The sequence below is a fragment of the Oleidesulfovibrio sp. genome (assembly GCF_047973035.1).
Classification (GTDB): Bacteria; Desulfobacterota; Desulfovibrionia; order Desulfovibrionales; family Desulfovibrionaceae; genus Oleidesulfovibrio.
Genome location: NZ_JBKEBF010000043.1, coordinates 153,346 through 174,161, shown reverse-complemented (window position 1 = coordinate 174,161; position 20,816 = coordinate 153,346). Strand labels below are relative to the sequence as shown.

General features: G+C 53.9%; 17 protein-coding genes. 2 read left to right on the top strand and 15 right to left on the bottom strand.

Annotated features, from left to right (window positions below):
• Positions 1 to 50: 50 nt before the first annotated feature.
• The 7 genes from rd to ACK5LI_RS15875 form a co-directional block, all read right to left on the bottom strand.
• Complete coding sequence (rd, locus tag ACK5LI_RS15905) at positions 51 to 209, bottom strand: rubredoxin (RefSeq protein ID WP_416951175.1); 159 nt, start codon at positions 207 to 209, stop codon at positions 51 to 53.
• A gap of 30 nt (positions 210 to 239) precedes the next feature.
• Positions 240 to 620 (bottom strand): desulfoferrodoxin, encoded by a 381-nt coding sequence (locus tag ACK5LI_RS15900; protein WP_416951173.1) that lies wholly within the window; start codon positions 618 to 620, stop codon positions 240 to 242.
• Positions 621 to 1,643: 1,023 nt separating this feature from the next.
• The gene (locus ACK5LI_RS15895) at positions 1,644 to 4,625 is read right to left on the bottom strand and encodes an AIR synthase-related protein (protein ID WP_416951171.1); all 2,982 of its coding nucleotides are present in this window, start codon (positions 4,623 to 4,625) and stop codon (positions 1,644 to 1,646) included.
• A 195-nt stretch (positions 4,626 to 4,820) separates the two neighbouring features.
• The gene (locus ACK5LI_RS15890; RefSeq protein ID WP_416951169.1) at positions 4,821 to 7,325 is read right to left on the bottom strand and encodes an HDOD domain-containing protein; all 2,505 of its coding nucleotides are present in this window, start codon (positions 7,323 to 7,325) and stop codon (positions 4,821 to 4,823) included.
• A 9-nt stretch (positions 7,326 to 7,334) separates the two neighbouring features.
• The gene (locus ACK5LI_RS15885) at positions 7,335 to 8,303 is read right to left on the bottom strand and encodes a polyprenyl synthetase family protein (RefSeq protein ID WP_416951167.1); all 969 of its coding nucleotides are present in this window, start codon (positions 8,301 to 8,303) and stop codon (positions 7,335 to 7,337) included.
• A 49-nt stretch (positions 8,304 to 8,352) separates the two neighbouring features.
• Positions 8,353 to 9,066 carry a futalosine hydrolase gene (mqnB, locus tag ACK5LI_RS15880; protein ID WP_416951165.1) on the bottom strand — a complete coding sequence of 238 codons (714 nt, stop codon included), beginning with the start codon at positions 9,064 to 9,066 and terminating at the stop codon, positions 8,353 to 8,355.
• A 100-nt stretch (positions 9,067 to 9,166) separates the two neighbouring features.
• The gene (locus ACK5LI_RS15875) at positions 9,167 to 10,480 is read right to left on the bottom strand and encodes a nucleotide sugar dehydrogenase (protein WP_416951163.1); all 1,314 of its coding nucleotides are present in this window, start codon (positions 10,478 to 10,480) and stop codon (positions 9,167 to 9,169) included.
• A gap of 160 nt (positions 10,481 to 10,640) precedes the next feature.
• On the opposite strand from ACK5LI_RS15875, the gene ACK5LI_RS15870 reads away from it, so the two are divergent.
• On the top strand, positions 10,641 to 10,871 hold the full coding sequence (locus ACK5LI_RS15870; RefSeq protein ID WP_416951161.1) for a DUF2065 domain-containing protein: 231 nt from the start codon (positions 10,641 to 10,643) through the stop codon (positions 10,869 to 10,871).
• On the opposite strand, the gene ACK5LI_RS15865 is transcribed toward ACK5LI_RS15870, so the two are convergent.
• From ACK5LI_RS15865 to ahbB, 8 genes are all read right to left on the bottom strand, one after another.
• The gene (locus tag ACK5LI_RS15865) at positions 10,858 to 11,583 is read right to left on the bottom strand and encodes a ubiquinone/menaquinone biosynthesis methyltransferase (RefSeq protein WP_416951159.1); all 726 of its coding nucleotides are present in this window, start codon (positions 11,581 to 11,583) and stop codon (positions 10,858 to 10,860) included. The two genes, ACK5LI_RS15870 and ACK5LI_RS15865, sit on opposite strands and share 14 nt — an antisense overlap.
• Positions 11,584 to 11,590: 7 nt before the next feature.
• A complete protein-coding gene (locus ACK5LI_RS15860; RefSeq protein WP_416951158.1) occupies positions 11,591 to 11,767 on the bottom strand; it encodes a hypothetical protein in 177 nt (58 codons plus the stop codon).
• A gap of 251 nt (positions 11,768 to 12,018) precedes the next feature.
• On the bottom strand, positions 12,019 to 14,733 hold the full coding sequence (locus ACK5LI_RS15855; RefSeq protein WP_416951156.1) for a hypothetical protein: 2,715 nt from the start codon (positions 14,731 to 14,733) through the stop codon (positions 12,019 to 12,021).
• Between the two features lie 165 nt (positions 14,734 to 14,898).
• Positions 14,899 to 15,291: a cytochrome c3 family protein gene (locus tag ACK5LI_RS15850; RefSeq protein WP_416951154.1), complete on the bottom strand. Its 393-nt coding sequence runs from the start codon at positions 15,289 to 15,291 to the stop codon at positions 14,899 to 14,901.
• Positions 15,292 to 15,595: 304 nt separating this feature from the next.
• Positions 15,596 to 16,345, bottom strand: a complete 750-nt coding sequence (cobJ, locus tag ACK5LI_RS15845) for a precorrin-3B C(17)-methyltransferase (protein ID WP_416951152.1) — start codon at positions 16,343 to 16,345, stop codon at positions 15,596 to 15,598.
• On the bottom strand, positions 16,345 to 17,670 hold the full coding sequence (locus tag ACK5LI_RS15840) for a cobalt-precorrin 5A hydrolase (RefSeq protein WP_416951150.1): 1,326 nt from the start codon (positions 17,668 to 17,670) through the stop codon (positions 16,345 to 16,347). Before ACK5LI_RS15840 ends, cobJ begins: the two co-directional genes overlap by 1 nt.
• A 143-nt stretch (positions 17,671 to 17,813) precedes the next feature.
• Positions 17,814 to 19,082, bottom strand: a complete 1,269-nt coding sequence (hemL, locus tag ACK5LI_RS15835) for a glutamate-1-semialdehyde 2,1-aminomutase (protein ID WP_416951148.1) — start codon at positions 19,080 to 19,082, stop codon at positions 17,814 to 17,816.
• 57 nt (positions 19,083 to 19,139) lie between these two features.
• Positions 19,140 to 19,616 carry a siroheme decarboxylase subunit beta gene (ahbB, locus tag ACK5LI_RS15830; RefSeq protein WP_416951146.1) on the bottom strand — a complete coding sequence of 159 codons (477 nt, stop codon included), beginning with the start codon at positions 19,614 to 19,616 and terminating at the stop codon, positions 19,140 to 19,142.
• Positions 19,617 to 19,775: 159 nt separating this feature from the next.
• On the opposite strand from ahbB, the gene ACK5LI_RS15825 reads away from it, so the two are divergent.
• Positions 19,776 to 20,768, top strand: a complete 993-nt coding sequence (locus ACK5LI_RS15825; protein WP_416951144.1) for an NAD(P)H-dependent glycerol-3-phosphate dehydrogenase — start codon at positions 19,776 to 19,778, stop codon at positions 20,766 to 20,768.
• The last annotated feature ends 48 nt before the right edge of the window (positions 20,769 to 20,816 follow it).

Here is a 20,816-nt window from a genome sequence, read left to right as displayed (position 1 = left end):
GCAATATGGCAAAAGCACCCCTTCCGCTTAAGCGGAAGGGGTGTAACTAGCTATGCTGGTTCGAATTCGCTCTTGGGTGCGCCACATACGGGACACAGCCAGTCAGAAGGAACATCTTCCCATGCGGTACCGGCTTCTACGCCGTTTTCAGGGTCACCTTCAGCGGGATCGTATTCATAACCACAAATGCTGCAAACGTATTTCTGCATGATAATTGTCCTTTGAGGCGGGTAAAAAAATTACAGTTCTGCTTTCCAGTGACCGTGCAGGTTGCAGTATTCACGTGCGGTCACTTTGTCAGCCTTGATACAGAATTCTGCTTCAGGAGCTTCACCGGGGTTCAGGAACTTGGTGTAGCTGCGGCCATCGGCGATCAGCTCAATCCACTGAATCCAGTGCTTTTCTTCCATGGGGTGGGCAACGGCGCCAACTTTAACAAGATACCCGTTCTCAGTTTTTTCAATAACAGGAACGTGTTTTTCTTTTGCGGCATCAACGGTGCCTTCGGTCTGCAGCTGCATTTCTTCGCCGCAGCATACCAGCTCTGCGCCGCCTCCGACCAGAACTTCAACCATATTACCGCAATGTTTGCATTTGTAAACTTCGAGCATGTTAGGCATTTGGGCCTCCCGTTAATTTTGCTGGTAAAAAACAGCTTCAAACTAAATGCGTTCTCTCCGTAAGGAGCAGACCTTCAGTGAGGAGCCTGCTAAACGAGACAATACCGTGAAGCTAACCGTAGAAAAGGATTAGTTCAACCCCTTTGCACGCATTTTATTGATAAGTCGGTAAATAAATTTGTCCAGAAAAAAAGTGAGTTGAGTCGTAATCTGTTACGGATTGCAGGTTGGCGTGCGCCTTGTGGGACTTGTCAGTATCCTTCTAGTGTCCCAACTCTCAGCTTGTTGGTGGTTTGACCAGTTGCAAAGTGTATTCTGCGTGCGTTCTAATACGTTGAGTGTATATGTTTTGAATGGTGTTTTTTTGAGGATGGTAAGGATATTCCCTCATATTGCTCTTGTGAAAGGAAAATAATGACGAGACGCCTTATCCTGTGTTTGTTTCCGTTATTGCTTTGTGGATGTTCAAGCAAGGCGGCTTTTGTTCCTACAGAAAATTGTGTGCATCTGTGCGATGTTACAGGTTTTGCCATGGACAAATGTGTGCATGACTCCGGCTATACGCAAAAGCTAAGTGTATCAAGGCTTTGATGTAGAAGAAGCAAAAAAATGTGGTAATTACGCCGTGCTGAGCAGGAATTAGCGGCCTACGGCTGAATGTGGCTATATGAAGAAGGCAATTCGGAGAATGTCTTTGCTCGTTGGTTACACTTGATGTGGGGGCAACTTTAATCAAGGTTCGGCCAACCGTATTCAATGCTGATAATGCCGCAGTGGCGTTGATTCCTATCGAGCGTAAATAGGGGCCGGAGGTGCCTACACCATAGGCGGGAGGAAAGGCGTGCTGGATGAGGTGACTGTTACTGCCGCACAGGTGTTGAAAGAGAACATTATTTCTGACGGACCGTAGAGATAAAAGCCGTTCCAGATTGTCACTTCCGCCGACTTTATGCGGAGTACGGCTACGTAAAAAAACACCCCGTATCGCGTCAGCGGTACGGGGTGCTTGTTTCGGATTAAGAACTAGAAGTTCAATGTGCCCTTAAAGCTGGCAGCCAGTGCTTCTGCCGTCTCGGACAGCAGCACGGAGTCGCCGGAAAGCACAGTGAGGTTTTGCTCTGCGCTCACTTCGCCGATGCGGGTGCAGTGTTGGCCTGCAAACAGTTTTTCAAAAGCTGCCTGTTTATCTGCCGGTACGGTCACCATCAGGCGCGATGCCGATTCGGAGTACAGCAGTTCAGCCTTTGTAAGGCCCTTTGCCGCGGAAACTGCATCAAGGTTCATGCTGGCACCCATGCGGCCCGCCAGCGCCATTTCCGCCACAGCAACGCCAAGACCGCCGTCGGACAGGTCGTGGCAGGCAGAGATAAGGCCCGCGTTGATAGCCGCATACAGCGTGCGGTAGCGCAGCAGTGCGGAAACAGCTTCGACGTGGGGCACTTCGGAAGAAAGAATGCCCAGTTCGTCAGCCAGTTCAGAACCGCCAAGTTCACGGTTGGTCATACCCAGCAGATAGATTCCGTCTCCGGCTTTTTTGAAGTCGGATGTAACGGTTTTGTTTACGTCGGGAATTACGCCCATGACGGAGAACAGCACAGTCGGCGGGATGGATATTTTGGTACCGCCGCCGGTGTAGTCGTTTTTCATGGAATCTTTGCCGGAGACGCAAGGTACGCCGTATGCCTGACAGAAGTGGGCAAGCGCCATGTTGGCACGTACCAGCTGAGCCAGCTTGTATTTACCGTCGGGAGTCTTTTCGGACTGCACGGGGTCACACCAGCAGAAGTTATCCACGCCTGCCATGTGGTCGATGTTGCCGCCAACGGCAACAGCGTTTCGCACGGCTTCGTCAATGGCGTTTGCCATCATCCAGTAGGTGTCAATGTCGCTGAACTTGGGGCAGATGCCGTGCGAAAGCACGATGCCTGCATCGTTATCCAGCAGGGGGCGCATAACGCCTGCATCGGCAGGACCGTCGCGCTTTACGCCTACCAGAGGCTTGATAACACTGCCGCCCTTCACTTCATGGTCGTACTGACGGATGACGTATTCTTTGGAGCAGATGTTCAGACGGCCCAGCATGGTTTTAAGCAGACCTCCCTGATCGGCGTCTGCAACGTCAATGCTGGGAGCGGGCAGTTCGGGACGTTCCCATACTGCTTCCAGCTGCATCTGCGGTACACCTTCGTGTAGAAATTCCATGGAAAGATAGGCCACGGGCTTGTCGCCGTATGTCACATGGAAGTAACCGGAGTCGGTGAATTCACCAAGCGCGGTAGCTTCCACGTCCATTTCTTTTGCAAGGGCAAGGAACTCTTTGATCTTGGCGGGAGGTACTGCCATGGTCATGCGTTCCTGCGCTTCGGAAAGCAGAATCTCCCACGGACGCAGGCCGTCGTACTTCAGCGGGGCAAGCGAAACATCAATGCGGCAACCGCCTGTATCTTCTGCCATTTCACCCACAGAAGAGGAAAGGCCGCCTGCACCGTTGTCGGTGATGGCGTTGTACAGGCCCTTATCACGTGCGCGCATGATAAAGTCGTAAGTCTTGCGCTGGGTGATGGGGTCGCCGATCTGAACGGCAGTGGCAGGAGAGCCTTCATGCAGTTCTTCGGACGAGAACGTCGCGCCGTGGATGCCGTCCTTGCCGATGCGGCCGCCGGCCATAACAACGATGTCGCCGACCTGAGCTGCTTTTTCGTGACCGGGCTTGCCTGCTACCGTGGCAGGAATCATACCTACGGTGCCGCAGTATACCAGCGGTTTACCAAGGTATCTGTCATGGAACACTATGGAGCCGTTGACAGTGGGCACACCGGACTTGTTGCCGCCGTGTTCCACACCTTCGCGTACGCCTTCGAGCACGCGGCGGGGGTGCAGCAGACGGGGGGGCAGTTTTTCTTCGTAGAAGGGCGAAGCAAAGCAGAACACGTCTGTGTTGCAGACCATGTTTGCCCCCATGCCGGTACCCATGGGGTCACGGTTTACGCCCACGATGCCGGTAAGCGCTCCGCCGTAAGGGTCAAGCGCAGAAGGCGAGTTGTGAGTTTCAACCTTGATGCACACGCTGTGACTGTCGGTGAAGGAAATGACGCCTGCGTTATCCTTGAAAACGGAAAGGCAGAAATCTTTTTCACCCATGCGTTCGCGCAGCAGTTTGGTAGAACCCTGAATGTACGTTTTGTACAGGCTGTTGATAGTTTCTTTCTTGCCGGTTTCGCGGTTTTCGTACCGGATGTGGGAAGAAAAAATTTTATGCTTGCAGTGCTCGGACCATGTCTGGGCAAGAGCTTCAACTTCCGCATCGGTAGGCCGTGCGGGCAGGCCCATCTTTTCACGCGCTGCTTTTACTTCAGGCTGAGTATAATAGTCGCGGATGCAATGCATTTCTTCCAGACTGAGAGCCAGCGTGTTTTCACGGCTGAACACCATCATGGCTTCATCGTCCATGGTGTCCAGCGGAATGGTGGCTACTTCGTCGCATGCCTGACCGAGCACTTCGGCTGCGGCGGCAGGGAAGCCGGGCTCAGCCTGCCATTCTTCGCGGCTTTTGATGGAGAAACGCTGGATCAGCTCGTTAGCCAACAGGTCGCGTCCGATACGTTCCACATCTTCACGCGAAAGGTTGCCGGTGATGCGGTACTGGTTTGCCACGTACACGCTTACAGAGCGACGGTCTTTGATGCCAAGCACAATGGCTATGGTTTCACGCGCTGTGCGGCCTTCGTTGTCTGTAACGCCGGGGCGCAGACCTACTTCAAGGAACCAGTCGGCTTCTCCGGCGGCGGGTGCCAGCGATGCTTCCTGCAACACAGGGTCGTGCAGTGCACCCTGCTGCAGGACTTCCTGCAGTTGCTGTTCCGAAAGCCCTTCGACGGTGAATACTTTGACGATCTGCACAGTCTCGGCGGTAATGCCCAGAGACTCTGCTATTTTGTCGCAAGCCTTGCGGCCCACGGTATCCGCGACACTGGGTCGCAGATTCACTTCAATGCGGCGTAGCATGAAAGACTCCTGCGGTGGATTGCGGTGCTTGGGTTGGGCTTTCCATAATGGCAAATGCGGCGTTTGCAAAGCGCAAATATCTGTTGCTTTGCAGGCGCCGCTGTTTTTGTTGTAAGCGTTATGTCAGTATCCGGCAGGCGCAGTTCTGCGTGCCGTCCGGATAACATATCCTATTTATGTAGTTTCTCTTATTGCTCATGTGTCTCTGGTGGCAATGAAGACCTGCCGTCCCCCGGCTTTTTTGGCAGTGTAACTGGCTTTGTCAGCACGATGGACAATGCTTTCCAATGTATCATGAGGATGCAGCACAGTTGCACCCAGACTGGCGCCGACAGCATTTGAGGTATGTATTTCGACGGCATTTTTTAGCCGCTCTGCAAGCATGGGTAAAACATCACCGGCAAATTCCGTCAGAATGACAGTGAATTCATCTCCACCGTAACGGCAGGCAAAATCGGTACCCTTGCGGATGCATGCTCTGAGCGCCTCGGAAACCTGCCGCAGAATTTTATCGCCTTCGCGGTGACCTTTGGTGTCGTTGATGAGCTTGAATCCGTCAAGGTCGATGAAGATGAGGCCGAGGTTTTTACTGGTTCGTTTGCAGCGGGCAATCTCACGGTCCAGCAGCATATGAAAGTGGGTATGGTTGAAAAGCCCTGTAAGGCCGTCAAAGATGGCCTGCATGCGCACTTTTTCTTCCATCCGCCGGATAATGGTCAGATCACGCCCCACTACAATCCAGCGCTCCCCTCCCACACGGGGCTGCAGAGGCGATATGGCCAGCTCATACAGTACGGAACTATCGTCCGATAACGTTATGGCAACCTCAAGAGGCATGGCTTCCGAAGTCTCCGGCAGGTGGTCTGGCCCCCATTGTGCATCGGGGCTGGTCGGCTGGGCTGAATTGAATAACATACTGCCTGTACGTAGCAGGAGGTCAGAACTTGTCCACAATACACAGCCGCGCCTGTCGATAGTGAAAACAATCTCCTGCATGGCTGTCAGCAGGCTGCTCAGAAAATTATTTTGTTCCAGAACTTCCGCTTCCAGTGTCGTGACTTCGCTGACGTCTTCAATCCGTACCATTATGGAGTTCTGTTCCGGCATGTTACGGAATAACGTGATTAAAGCGCACGTACGCAGGCGGTCGCCGTTATGTGCGTAGGTAAAAAGCTGATTGGTTGCGGGGTGGCCTATGTCGGCTGCAAACTTGCGCCATAACGGTACCACGTCCAGACCATGGGACTGGAGCAACACATCGCGTAGCGAATGGCCCCTGGGGTCTTCCTTCAGGCCGTTCATTGTAAGGAATGCTGTGTTGCCTTCATGAATAATTCCCTTGGAGTCCACCTGTGCCACCATGTTCGGCAGAGAGTCAAACAAGCGTGCTTTACTGCGCAGCTGTGTCTGTTCATTATAAAAAAACTCAAGAGCCTTCGCCAGAAAGTTGCTGTACACGGACAGGCCGTTTTCACCGTGCTCTGCGACCTTTTTCCGGGGCAGGTTCAGACGGCCGAATAGTTTTCCTTCAGCCGCCAGCTGGATTTTCGCCCCGCCTGTGCCCCACGGAAGTGACTCTATACTTTCTTCCCGTGCCATTTCCCGCACGCCTTCACCTTTAACGGGGCGAAAGAGGCTGTAGTCGTTTTGTCCGGGGTTGCTCAGGGCCACTTCCCATTTATCTATGTCCCACAGCCAATGCAGCTGTCTGCCCAGCATGCGCGCGGCTTCCATGGGGGACTCGGCCTGTTGAAGCTCTATACTGAGGAAATGGTACCGCTGGATGCTTTCAAGTGACTGGGAATAGAGTCTGTCAGAAAGAGGTGCGTCTTCGATATCAAGAGATGTCAGCATCGCTTTGAAGCGGTTTCCGCATTCGTTTCTCAGCTCTTCCATGCTTTGCTTGTCAAATTGCAGCAGCCCCATGATTAGCATTTCGTGGCGGATAAGTTCGGCAGGGTCGCCCGTGCCGGTCTGCAACAGCTCCGCCCAGCGGGTGGAAAGGGCAACGCATAGCGAAAACGGCTGCATGCCGTTGGCAAGAGCGGAGTTATGATGCTCGCGGATGGCTTCTACAAAGCGGTCCGGCATGTGCCAAGAGTGAAATAATTCAGCGGAAAGCTGCTGATGCGATTCGCCCCAGTGCACCTGTTCGGATGTGGCGTGCGTTGTTGTGTATTCGGTGAACATGTGCCGTCTGGCAAGGACAGGGTCGGCATTGTGCGCGCATAATTTGATGAAAATACCAAGATCCTTGAGCAATGCGGCAAGATATGCCAGCGCTTCATCACCGGGAGCCAGCTTTTTTGCCAGTTGCTCAGAGGATATGGCACTCCACAGTGCCATGCGCCAATCAGGAAACAGCTCTGCAGGTTTGCGGTGTATCGCCTTTGAAACGCGTTGCTGGTACGAGATGGAAAGTGCGATTTTAAGTATTTCGCGTGAGCCTAAGACCACAACGGCCCGCTGCATGTCCGATATGGGCGTGCGCTGGCCGTAGTAGGGCGAGTTGACTAATTCAAGGATACTGGCTGCAAGGACGGGGTCCATGGCAAGCAATTCGGCGATCACCGAAAAGTCCGGCTCCGGCTGGGCCAAAGCCTGCAACAGTTTCACCATTACCGGAGGAAATGTCAGCTGCAGGCACTCTGCATACCAATCATGAGAATTCTGGCAGGAGTCAGCGGCTTGTTCGGTCATATGTCTGCCTTATTTGCTTCTGTTCTTCACATAGTCCACCGTCTGGTTGAGAGCTGTTTTTTCGCGGCAGTTATCAAAAACCTGCAAAGCATCAATTGCTTTTTCAAGGTATTGATCCGCCAGATCTCTGGTGGCTTGATCCAGCCCCAGGGCCCGCACTTCCCCTGCCACGGCGTCCACTTCTGCGTCTGTGAACGAGCCGTCGGCAAATTTTTGTAAAAATTTGTCCCGCTTTTCACCTTGCAACGTGGCAAGGTACATATGCAGCGGCGGTGTCAGTTTGCCTTCACGCAGGTCACCGGCAACAGGCTTGCCAATGGCTCCGGCAGAAGGTGAAAAGTCGAGTGCATCGTCTACAATCTGGAACGCAATGCCAAGGTTCATCCCGAATTCGCAGGCGGCTTGTTCCTGACGGGCATCCGCTCCGGCAACAATGGCGCCTAACTGACAGGATGCCTGAATCATCCAGGCCGTTTTGCCTCTGATGATGTCGATGTATGTTTCCTGCGGGTGATTTGTGCTGCGCAAGTATTCTATTTCAGCCATTTCGCCTGTTGCAGTTTCAATAATAGCACGCGAAATACATTCCGTCAGTTTAGGATTACCATAACGCGAAACAATAAGGTTGGCGAGGGCAAGTAGAGCATCGCCTGCAAGAATGGTCTTGGTAGAGCCGAACAGCGTATGTGCGGCGGGCATCCCGCGGCGCAGGTCGGCATCGTCAATGATGTCATCGTGCAGCAGCGTGGCAGAGTGCAGTAGTTCAACAGAACATGCCAGCGGGTAGATGTCTTTGTTGTCGTAGCCTAACGCCTTGGCGAAAAGAATAGCCAGAAGCGGACGCAGACGTTTACCGCCTGCCGCCAGAATATGCGTTGCCACGGGCTGAACAAGAGTGTTCAGTGTACTGACTTCATTAATGAGTGTCTTGTTGACCTCGGGCTGGATGGCCCCCAGATATTCCAGTAAGTCTTGCATGAGCCGTATTGTTCCGTTTTTCAAGCCGATAGGCAAGTGTATCTTTTGATTATGCGAATAGTGCGCGGGCAGTTTGTCCAAGGGCTGAAAAAGCCTCGTCGATGCACCAGTCTTTTGCCGCACGTGAACCGACCACATTTGATATGGTACGCACTTCCAGGAAAGGTATGTTGTGCCTGTGACACCCTAACGCCAGTCCGAAGCCTTCCATGTTTTCCGTCAGGGGCTCATGCGTTTTGCGCATCAACTGCGCACGCTCTGCCGTTCCGCTGGCTGCGGCAACTGTCAGGCTGGGGCCGTTAATACAGTTTGCAGGGCGCGTAAGTTCCAGCTGTTTTATAACGTCATCAGGCTGCAGTGCGATGGTGTTCCATACCGGATTAAGCGGGTCGTCTGTCTGTCCGAAGCCGATACCTTTCGGGTCGATTCCTTCTGCTGTAACCAGACCATAATCTGCCCATATTTCTGTAGTAGCGATGACAGAACTGCCAAGAGGGGCTTTTGCGGTATCAAACGAACCGGCAATGCCGAGTGAAATCACTCCGTCGATGCGGCTGTTTTCCCCCAGAAGTCTGCCCAGTGTAAAGGCGGAATTCACCGGGCCTACACCGGTAACAGCCAGTATACACTGATGTTCGTTCACTGGTGATTTCAGTGCTTCGCCCTGTCTGGGCATTACACATCCTACTCTGCCGCGGCCGTTAAAACCTTTCAGAACGGCTTCCATTTCTTTTGTGGTAGCTGTGGTGATTATTATCGTCATGAAACTGGAAGGGCTGTGTGGTTGTCTGGTTGAGTATAGTATATCGCCCCTCCATGTTGTGAAGGGGCGGCGGAAACAAAAGCGTATTGTAAATCGGCGGCTACAGACGCCAGTAGTCGAATCCGGCGGCTGTAAACGCCTCCGGCGACAGGAGGCCCTTAAGGTCCAGCAGCAGTGCTTTGTCTGTATTGCGGAACAGACCGGACATGGCTTCAGGGGTCATGGCTTCATACTCTTTATGCGGCACTGCCAGAATAACTGCATCAAGGTTCTTCAATTCATCCTGCGATGCCAGGGTAAGGCCGTATTCTTCATGGGCCTCTGCGGGGTCGGCCTGCGGATCGTGGATAATCACTTCCACGCCGTAGTCACGCAGTTCCGCAATAACATCCACGACTCTGGTGTTGCGCAGGTCGGGTACGTTTTCTTTAAAGGTCAGGCCCAGAATACCTACACGGGAACCGGCTACGACATCACCTTTGCGGATCATCTTTTTTACGCAGGTTTCGGCAACAAACTTGCCCATGCCGTCGTTGATGCGGCGTCCGGCCAGAATTACCTGCGGGTGATGGCCCAATGCTTCTGCCTTGAAGGTCAGGTAGTAGGGGTCAACGCCGATGCAGTGACCGCCCACAAGACCGGGACGGAAGGGCAGGAAGTTCCACTTGGTACCTGCGGCTTCCAGAACTTCCAGAGTGTCAATGTCCATGCGGTCGAACAGCAATGCCAGCTCGTTCATCAGGGCAATGTTCAGGTCGCGTTGGGTATTTTCGATAACTTTTGCAGCTTCTGCCACGCGGATGGTGGAAGCGCGGAATGTGCCGGCAGTAACGACGGTGCCGTACAGCTTTTGCAGCAGGTCACCGGTTTCGGTATCGCTGCCTGCAACAACCTTTACGATGGTTTCAAGGGTGTGCACCTTGTCACCGGGGTTGATGCGCTCCGGCGAATAACCGACTGTAAAATCAGTGCCGTAGGAAAGGCCGGATTCTTTTTCAAGAATGGGTACGCAGATTTCTTCTGTCAGGCCGGGGTACACGGTGGATTCGTATACGACAACAGCACCTTTTTTCATTACCCGTCCGACTGTGCGCGATGCGCTTTCCACAGGGAAAAGGTCGGGGCGGCGGTTGCTGTCGATGGGAGTGGGAACAGCAACAATGATGACCGCAGCATCTGCAATGCGTGCGGGGTCTGCAGTAAATTCAGCTTTGCAGGCTGCAAGCTTGCTGTTTTCCACTTCGCCGGTTGCGTCTTCGCCTTTTTTCAGCGCATCTACACGGCGCTGCGAGATATCAAAGCCGATGACAGAAAAATGGTCGCTGAGAGCAACGGCAAGGGGAAGGCCCACATAGCCGAGGCCTATAATGGCCACAGAAGCTCTGCCGTTTTTGAGATCATCAAATTGTACCATTGAATTACTCCGAAAATTCAGCCTGCCAGTCTCCGCACTGTATCTGCCCGTCTTTTCCGTTTCGATACGGGCAGACCATTATGTCGGTTCAATTTACAGAAAACAGAACGCCGCAAATCTGCATTACGTTGTTTTCCGCACTGGACAGGGCAGGCCTGGTATGAAAAATAACGCCCTTATGGAATTTACAAAACAACTCGTCTTTGCGGCAGTGGGGCTTTGGCTGTTTGCCGAAGGTTTTACCTTTTTTCTGGGCGCTGAACGCCTGAAACCCGTATTGCGCGCACTGGCCGAGACAAAAGCTTCTCATCTGCGGTTGACCGGTCTGGTCATGATGCTGCTGGGAGTAGGGGCTGTTGCCTTGGCGCGATATTACTTTATTCCTCAGTAACTGCCTTTTGTGCAACATGAAGTTGAACTATGCCTGATGTGAGCGGGCGGTGAAAGACCCTTTCAAATCCGGCCTGACGCATTTCCATGGCCAGTTCAGTTGCGTCAGGAAAGGCAATGATGGTGTCTGCGAGATATTTGTAGGCTGCATCATCACCGGAAAAAATTTTGCCGATGACGGGCAGGGCATGTTGCAGATAAAAATTGTACAGTCCTTTCCAAACCTTGTTTTTGCCGGAACCAAACTCCAGTACGCATAGTCTGCCGCCTGGCTGAAGCACCCGCAGAATTTCACGGAAGGCTTCTTCACGGGGAATGATGTTGCGTATGCCAAAGGCAATGGTAGCGCAGTCCACGCTGTTGTCCGCCAGCGGCAGTGCTCTGCCGTCTGCCTGTGCGGGGTAGACTTTTGCGCCTCTTGGGTTTTTCAGCTTTTTTTTGCCGGTTGTCAGCATCGGCAGGCAGTAATCAAGTGCAGCAACCTGCATCAGGGGATGCTGGCGCCTGATTTCAAGAGAAACATCGTATGTGCCTGCCGCAAGGTCAAGAACCTTGCCGGTGGCACCCGGTGTAATCTGACGAACCAATTGGTGGCGCCACCAGTAGTCCATACCGCCGCTGAGAAAGTGGTTAAGAAAATCGTAACAACCGGCAATGCGACCGAACATGCCTGATACGTTGCAGGCGTGTTCCTGGCTTTCTGAGTGCTTCATGAGTTGGCTATTCCGCTACTTCCCGTTCGTCCTGCACGTCCGCTGCGCAGATGGTTTCGTATACAACGTTGTATACGGAGGGGAAAAGTTCGGCGAAGTTGTTGGGCGAAACCCTGCCGGATTCAATGAATTTGACCACTATTTCTTTGGTCACTTGCAGAGCTTCTTTTTGCATTTTGTCCATCGCAACCTCCATAACATCATGCAACAGCAGAGAAAAAATCAAAAAACCCGCCCGTGGGGGATGGTCTTGACCTACGAGGCAAAAACCGGGCGGGGAAAATAGAAAGAAACCGTGAAGCCACTCCCTTTTTTCGCGGGTTCTATAGCATTATGCGCGTGGAACGTCGAGGAGAAACCGTGTCACTTCGGCAAAAGAAAAACGCGGAGCAGCGTGACCGCTCCGCGTTGCAGATAGTTTTGTAGTTATGAAGGTTACAGTTCGCGTGCCAGTGCAGCGATTTCTTCCCGCAGTATCTTGGCAGCAGCTTCGCTGGCAGCTGTTTCCAGCTTTTGAGAGACTCTTTCCTGCACTTGCTGCGTAATGGCCTGAGTATCAGGCTTTTCTGCCAGTTCAAGTTCGTCGAGTCTGGCAGCAAAGGCGGCATCATCTCCGTCCATCCGTTTCAGGCGGGCGTCAATCTCTGCAAGTCGTTCGTCAATAAGCGGTTTTACTGCTTCTAATGCGCTTTCAGTTGCAGCAGCAACCATGCCGCGGAAAACGGGACCGTCTTCGCTGAGCAGACGCTCTACAACGTCCTGAATGCTATCGTCTCCGGCAGGCTCGGCGGCGGAAGCCTCGAGTGCGGCGATACGCTCCTCAAGAAGCATGATCTGCGGTAGCGCCGCGGCTGTTGCTTGCGGCTTCGGCGCTGTGTCCTGCTCTTCCTGAATTTTTTGTTCCGGTTGTGCTGTCGCAAGAGTGGCTGCTGCAGCTCCAGTTGCAACGGCTCCAAGCCCCTCGGATACGTCTGCGGGGCCTGCCACCTCTTCATCTGCGGGCTCCTGCATAGCGGTTTCTTCGGCAGGAAGTTCATCAGCAATTTCGGCAGAAGCCAGGTAGGCACTGTCTCCAACTGGTTCTGCTTCTGCTGCTAGGGGCTCTGCATCTGGTAACTCGCCCGTAATATCTACAGGCAAATCATCCGGTAAGTCTCCGGATAAGTCATCAGGCAACCCTTCAGATAAGTCTTCAGGCAGTCCGTCCACAACTTCGGAGATATCGCCAAGCATTGCATCCAGATCTGCAGCGTCTGGAGCCGGTGCTTCATCAGGAAGTTCGGCTGCACTGTCTTCCGCTATGCTCTCCGGCTGTTGCGGCTCGTCCGCGGGAAGCTCCATTTCGGGAAATTCTTCAATTTCAGTAGCAGTAGCCGGTTGTTCTGTCTGTTCATCGGCATCTATGACGGAAGCCTCTTCAGGGACTTCAGGTGTTACCGGTGTGGCAGGCATGTCTTCCGGTTCGGGCGAAATTTCTTCTTCGCTAAAAGACGAAGATGTTCCCATGACTTCATCAAACACAGCATCCAGATTTTCCAGCGGCATTTCCTGCTTGTCTACGCTTATCTGAACCTGGTCCGCTTCCTGAGAAGCTGAAGCAGGAGGTTCCAGATTGTCGAGCAGCGTTCCGATTTCATCAAGCTGCTGAGCATCTTCTTCTTGTGATGCAAGGGCAGCTTCCGGCTCCGGTGCCGCGGGAACATCGTCAGCAGCCGCCGCCAGCAGGGCGTCAATATCATCGGCGGAGACGGGTGTTGCGGGTTGTGGCTCGGGCGCTTTTTCCGCAGCCGGTGCTTTGGTGGGGTCTACAGCAGCGCCAGCTTGCTCGATAAGAGCATCCAGATCGTCAATATCGCCGAAGTCAGGCTCATCCGGTGCTTGAGGTGCGGATGCAGCTTCCGGTTCCGGTGCCGCGGGGGCATCGTCAGCAGCCGCCGCCAGCAGAGCGTCAATATCATCGGCGGAAACGGGCGTTGCGGGTTGCGGCTCGGGCGCTTTTTCCGCAGCCGGAGCCTTGGCGGGGTCTACAGCCGCGTCAGCTTGCTCGATAAGAGCATCCAGATCGTCAATATCGCCGAAGTCAGGCTCATCCGGTGCTTGTGGTGCGGATGCAGCTTCCGGTTCCGGTGCCGCGGGGGCATCGTCAGCAGCCGCCGCCAGCAGGGCGTCAATATCATCGGCGGAAACGGGCGTTGCGGGCTGTGGCTCGGGCGCTTTTTCCGCAGCCGGTGCTTTGGCGGGGTCTACAGCCGCGCCAGCTTGCTCGATAAGAGCATCCAGATCGTCAATATCGCCGAAGTCAGGCTCATCCGGTGCTTGTGGTGCGGATGCAGCTTCCGGTTCCGGTGCCGCGGGAACATCGTCAGCAGCCGCCGCCAGCAGGGCGTCAATATCCTCGGCGGAAACGGGCGTTGCGGGTTGCGGCTCGGGCGCTTTTTCCGCAGCCGGAGCCTTGGCGGGTTCTGTTGCCGCGCCAGCTTGCTCGATAAGAGCATCCAGATCGTCAATATCGCCGAAGTCAGGCTCATCCGGTGCTTGAGGTGCGGATGCAGTTTTCGGTTCCGGTGCCGCGGGGGCATCGTCAGCAGCGGTCGCGAGCAGAGCGTCCAGATCTTCATCGGAAATAGCTAGATCAAGATCGTCGGAGCTTGCGGCAGGTGCTGAATCCTGTGGTGCAGCCTCTTCTATGGCGCCACTTAATAAATCATCAAGATCGTCAAGGTCATTGTCTGAGTCATCCGCAGGAGAAGAAGCACCGACATCACCAAGCAGGTCTTCAAGGTCAGACATGTCGGGCATTTCGAGCTCTTCATTAGGATCTACAATGGGGGTTCCGCCAGAGTTTGCAGTACTGGAAGAGGTCTCCTGCGGGCTGTCATCCAAATCACCCAGCAGGTCATCCAGATCTGCTTCAAAGTCTGTTTGATCCGCTTCGGATGAAGATGCCTGAGTACTAGACATAACGTCCATGTCGAGGTCATCCAGCCCTTCAATGGAGTCGAAGCCGGCATCATTCGAAAGCAGGTCTTCAAGCTCTTTTTCAAAGCCTGCGTCTCCGTCTCCGGAAGTGCCGGGAACGGAACCTTTTTGTACGATCTCAGTCAATTCGATGATGTCATCGTCTTGATGTGCGGGGCCCTTTGGTGACATGGCATACCTTCACGCTATGGTTGAGGGCAACCGTCCGGCAGCAGTGATATGCCGGAGGCGGAACGGATAACAAACTGCATCGTTAAAAAGATAAGCATATATCGGCTTGTAAAGCAAGAGGCCGCCCGAAAGGGCGGCCTCGAACAAGCAAATCCGAACCAACGCTTAGGGATGGCACTTGGATTTTTTGCAGCCGGTCAGCTCTTTCTTCTTGTCCTTGTCCTTACCTGCTACTTCGTTGTGGCAAGAAATACAGGTGGGAACGTCGGCAGCTTTTCTGTCGTGCATGATCTTGTAGTAAGAATGAACAGACTTGTCCTTCTTATCAAAGTTGTCATGGCAGCCGGCAGTGGAGCATTTGGCAAAAGATTCTTTACCGTCAACAAGGTGGTGACAGTCAACACACTTGTAGTCGGCGTGGGCGGAATGGTTGAAGATAACCGGCATTTTGGTTTGTTCCATCTTCAAACCATCAGCAGGAGCGTCCGCAGCGATGACGGGCAGCGAAAAAGCAGCTACCAGCGCCAGCACCATAACGGCGAACAGAGATTTCCTCATAACTGTGATACCTCCTTCACAAGGTATGTTAAATAATTCACGCAATCTTAGAGCTACAGCCCTTCTCTGTCAAGCAGGACAGCGGGTTATCGACCTCTACAACGCGTGAAAAAAAGTAACACGCCAGTTTTTTCACATGCATGCTCTTTATGACTGCACGGTTGTGCGGAATTACAGGTTTTTTGTACAAAATTAGAAAATTGCCGAAGTGGACACAAAAAAGCCCGAATCCGCGGCATAAGCGGTTTCGGGCCGTTATTGTTGTAACCAGTAGTTTCGGGCATACCCAAAAGGCTGTACGCGGCTACCGGTACTTATCCATATAGCCTCTTGGCGTAACCATATGCCCGCGGAAAATTTTTGTGGTGCTGTTGCCTATAATGACAATGGAAAGCATGTCGACCTGCGCAGAGTTAAACGTCTCAAGAGGGGCAACTGCCACTGCCTGTTCCGGCCTGTACGCTTGTCGTACCAGTCCGACAGGAGTGCTGCCGGTACGGTACTCACGGGCCAGTTCCAGCGCCTTTTCCAGCTGCCAGTCTCGTTTTTTTGAACGCGGATTGTATAGCACCACAACAAAATCTGCATCGAATGCATTTTTCAGGCGCTTTTCGATAACTTTCCACGGGGTAAGCAGGTCGCTTAAGCTTATACTGGCAAAATCGTGCATCAGCGGCGCCCCCAGCAGGGCGGCTGCGGCGGAAAGGGCCGGTACTCCCGTAATGACATGTACGGGCAGGTAGGCATCCATCTCTTCTACCAGTTCGTAAATCAGACCGGCCATAGCGTATATTCCGGGATCGCCGGAGCAGACCACAGCGGTTGCTTTGCCGGACAGCGCAGACTCGATTGCTTTTGCGCAGCGTTCCATTTCGCCCATCATGCCGGTCGCAATTATTTCTCTGTCTTTCAGAATGTCTTCAGACACAAGCTCCACATACTTGGTGTAGCCTACGATAACTTCAGAGGCGCGCAGAGCGTCTGCAGCCTGCGGCGTAAGCAGAGAAGGATCTCCGGGGCCAAGGCCGACAATATATAACGGTGCGGGGTGCATTAGTCTGTTTTCTCCTGAGCCACGGCGGCTGTTACGTTGCCGTCGGCTTTTTTAGTGATGATAAGCATGGCGCTGTTGCGTGAAGGTGAACCGTGTGGTGCACCGGCGGCTGTCGTACAAAAAGATGCTTTTGGGCTGAAGCCGCCAGCTGCCGCTTTATGCGCATCGGGCGCAGGCTGGTCAGTCCGGCTTTCCGCAGGCAGAGGATCGGAGATGTCTTGCGAGTAGCATGTAGCAGCAGTGATTGCTGCGGCTTCTGCAACAGAAGGCGTACCCACGGCGTTCAGCGGTTTGTCAGAGGGATTTGGCACCGGAACGGCGGCCAGTGTATGCGCAGGATAAAAGTGCAGGGGCAGGCGGAGTTCTGCTGCACAATCCAGAATACCTTGTTCATGTTGCTTGGCCTCCACGCTGGACAATGAGCGAAGCGCCGCTGCGGGAAGATCGTGCTCCTGCAGCACCGCCAGCAGGTGGGCGGTAATCTTGTTTCCGCTTACACCCTTGCGGCAACCTGTTCCCGCGTGAAGGATGCGCGGGTGAAGGATCAGATGATTTTCCGCGGCAGTATCAGCTGCGGAAGCACTAAGGGTTACGTATACTCTCGGCAGCCTTGATGCGTGTTCTGCCATGACAGAACCTGAAGGTATAAAGATGCCGGACAGCTGTTCTGAAAGCTTCAGATGATTATGCGGGTCATCCACTATAACGGGTGTGCCTTCCAGAATTGCAGCATTGATGTGGCGCACGGCAGAAAGATTGGCGATGGCAAGATTGGCCTGTGCAGCCAGAGTGTCAATGGATGGCAGGTTTTCTGTGTCGGTGGCTGTGGTTATGACAGCCGTACCGCCGGTCAGACGTGCCACCCGTTCGGCCAGTGCATTTGCACCGCCCAGATGACCGGACAGCAGGCTGATCACATGCCGGCCGCGCTGGTCCAGAACCAGTACGGCAGGGTCGATGTCTTTGCGCCTTATATGCGGTGCAATGGTGCGGATTACTATGCCGGTTGCGGCAATAAAAATATGGGCATCGTAAGCTGCAAAATTGTCGCCCACCGCATCGGCAAGACGGGGGAAAAAAAGCGTGGTTGGTGAGGGATAAGAGGCGGTTTCCGTGCGGGAAAAGGTTTCCTCAAGCCGCTGCGGTATATACAGGTCTGCGTTTAGCGCGGCAGCCAGTGTGCTACCCAGCGCAATGCCCTGAGGTGTTAATGCATACACGCAGACACGGCCGGATGTTGCTACATCTTTTGCTTCATGGACAGGCCGGACTTGGGCGATCATGTCAGGCGTGCCGGAGCGGTTATCAGAACCGTGCTGGGGCATATCCGTAATCCATGCAAAGAAAAACAGAGCAAAAAAAGGGGCGGCAGGTGCGCCGCGGACCGGTAAAAAAAGCCGGAGCGCCGTACAGGCACTCCGGCAGCATAGCATTGTTGTTGCGGCGGAGCCAGTCCGCTGCGTCAGACTTAGAAAGTAACGTTGCGGACGGCTTCCACAAATTTTTCAAAGTCTTCTTCGGTGTGGGCAAAGGAAACCATGGCACACTCAAAGCCGGAGGGGGCAATGTTAAAGCCCTGTTCGCGCATCTGCTGGTAGAAACGGGTGTACAGCGAACCGTCAGCGGTTTTTGCGCTTTCGTAGTCGGTCACCGGAGTTTCCGTAAAGAAGATGGTGAACATGGAGGCAAGGCGGTTTACGGTTACGGGCACGCCTTTGCCTTTCAGAATGGTTTCGATTTCGGTTGCCAGTGCGTCCACGCGTTTTTCAAGAGCAGCGTAGTCGGCTTTTTTCAGCTCTGCCAGAGTGGCAATGCCTGCAGCCATGGCTACGGGGTTACCGGCCAGAGTTCCTGCCTGATACACATCGCCGCAGGGGGCGATGCGCTGCATGATTTCACGCTTGCCGCCGTATGCGCCAACGGGCATGCCGCCACCGATAATTTTGCCCAGCGTGGTCAGGTCGGGGGTGATGCCGTAGTACTGTTGCGCACCGCCGTAGGAAAGGCGGAAGCCGGTGATGACTTCGTCAAAGATAAGCAGAGCGCCGTGGTTGTCGCACAGCTCGCGCAGTCCCTGCAGGAAGCCTTCCTTGGGCTGAACAAGACCCATATTGCCGGCCATGGGCTCTACAATGATGGCGGCAATGTCGTTGCCATGTTCTGCAAACAGGGCTTTTACACGCTCAAGATTGTTGTAGGGGGCAAGCAGGGTGTCTGCCACAACGGAATCCGGTACGCCGGGGGTGCCGGGAATGGACAGCGTGGCTACGCCGGAACCTGCACTGGCAAGAAACGCATCGCCATGACCGTGGTAGCAGCCTTCAAACTTTACCAGCTTGTTACGTCCGGTGTAGCCGCGGGCAAGGCGAAGTGCGGACATGGTAGCCTCTGTGCCGGAGCTGACCATGCGAACCATTTCGATGCTGGGCACAGCGTCGATGACAGCTTCTGCAAGGCGGATTTCATCTTCGCAGGGGGCGCCGAAGCTGGAGCCTTTTGCAACTGCATCAACAATGGCGCTGTTTACAGCGGGGTGGGCATGGCCCAGCAGCAGAGGGCCCCATGATTGAACAAAGTCGACGTATTCTTTGCCGTCAACGCTGTACAGTTTGCTGCCTTTGCCGCTTTCCACAAAAATGGGAGCACTTTCAACGCTCAGGCAGGCACGCACGGGGCTGTTAACGCCGCCGGGGATAACCTGCTGGGCACGTTCAAATAAATTTTTAGAGCGATCCATGAGATTCATATCCTCGTTATGCCCGCAGCCTGTGGGCTGCGGATTTGACCTTCCGCGCTAAAAATAGGTCATGGAGGTCTTTTTCAGTTCTTTTACGCTATTCAGTACCGCGTACTCGTCAAGAGCTGTTTCTTTGCGCAGAGCTTCCACCACTTCAAGATATTCGCCTTCGTAGCGTCCATGAATCATAGTAAACAGCGTATAAGGCCAGTCGGGTGCTGTCGAAGGTCTGTAGTATACGTGGGAAATCAGCTGGTGCTTGGCAGCTTGCTTGCCAAGTTCGTCCACTGTTTTTTCGTCCACAATCCATGCTACCATGGCGTTGTGCGAATAGCCTGCTTTCTGGTGTTTCAGGCTGGCGCCGAAACGGCGGATGGAGCCTTCTTCCTTCATGCGGCGCAGCAGATCAAGCACGGTCTGTTCGTCTGTTCCCACCTGAGCGGCGATGTCAGCATAGGGAGTTGCGCTGTCGGGCAGGTTTTTCTGCACAATACGCAGAATTGCACGTTCGGTATCTGTAAATGTCTGAGCCATCTCGCGTCCTCTCATAGGGTTGCGGTTCAGGCCGTTGATACCTGTTCGCGCCGACTGTTGCAACCATGGATACGTACTTGAGCCTGTCGGCTGTTTGCAGTAATTGCCATGTGCGATGCGTCACAACGGCGTGTGAAATAAACAACCACAAGGATAGCTATGAAGATAGCCGTAGCCGGAGGGGGCAGCTGGGGCAGTGCCCTTGCCCATGTGCTGGCAGCCAATAATTGCGAAGTGGCCCTGCTGGTGCGTGATGCAGAGCAGGCACAGCGGATTAACACCGAACATACGAATCCGGACTATCTGCCGGATGTGGTGTTACATTCCGGTGTGCGCGCAACGCTGGATGATGCGGATGCTCTGCACGGAGCAGCAATTTTGCTGATGGCTGTGCCGTGCCAGCATTTTCGCGGTGTTTTGCAGCGTCTGAAGCCGTTATTGCCGCCGTCGCCTGTGGTTGTTTGTGCCAACAAGGGTATCGAGGTCGAAAATCTGTGCACGGTATCGCAGGTGGTGGAGCAGGTGTTGGAAGGCACTGGGCACCAGTTTGCGATGCTTTCCGGTCCTTCCTTTGCGGCGGAAGTCATGCGCGATATGCCTACGGCAGTTGTCATGGGCTGCGAGAATCCAGAACTTGGCCGTAAGCTGCAGCATGTGTTTTCATACAATCTGTTCAGAACATACTCCAGCACGGACGTCCGCGGTGTGGAACTGGGCGGTGCGGTGAAAAACGTCATCGCCATTGCCGCAGGTCTGGCGGACGGGCTGGACTTTGGACATAATGCAAGGGCGGCCCTGATTACCCGCGGCCTTGCAGAGATGAGCCGCCTCGGCGTTGCTCTGGGGGCACGGGCTTCAACATTTATGGGGTTGTCCGGCATGGGCGACCTTGTGCTTACGTGCACGGGTGATTTGTCCAGAAACCGGCAGGTAGGGCTGAAGCTGGCGGAAGGTTTGAGCCTTGACGAAATTGTCCGCAGCATGCGCATGGTGGCGGAAGGGGTGAAAACCACAGAAGCCGTATATACATTAGCGCAACGGCTTGGTGTGGATCTGCCAATTACAAGCGCTATGTACGATGTGCTGCATAACGGGAAAAATCCCACAGATGCCGTGCGCGAACTGATGAGCAGGGATCTGAAAGAAGAATAGTATCCATCAGAGTACTGAAGATACGTTGAGCCGCGTTGTTGTGACGCG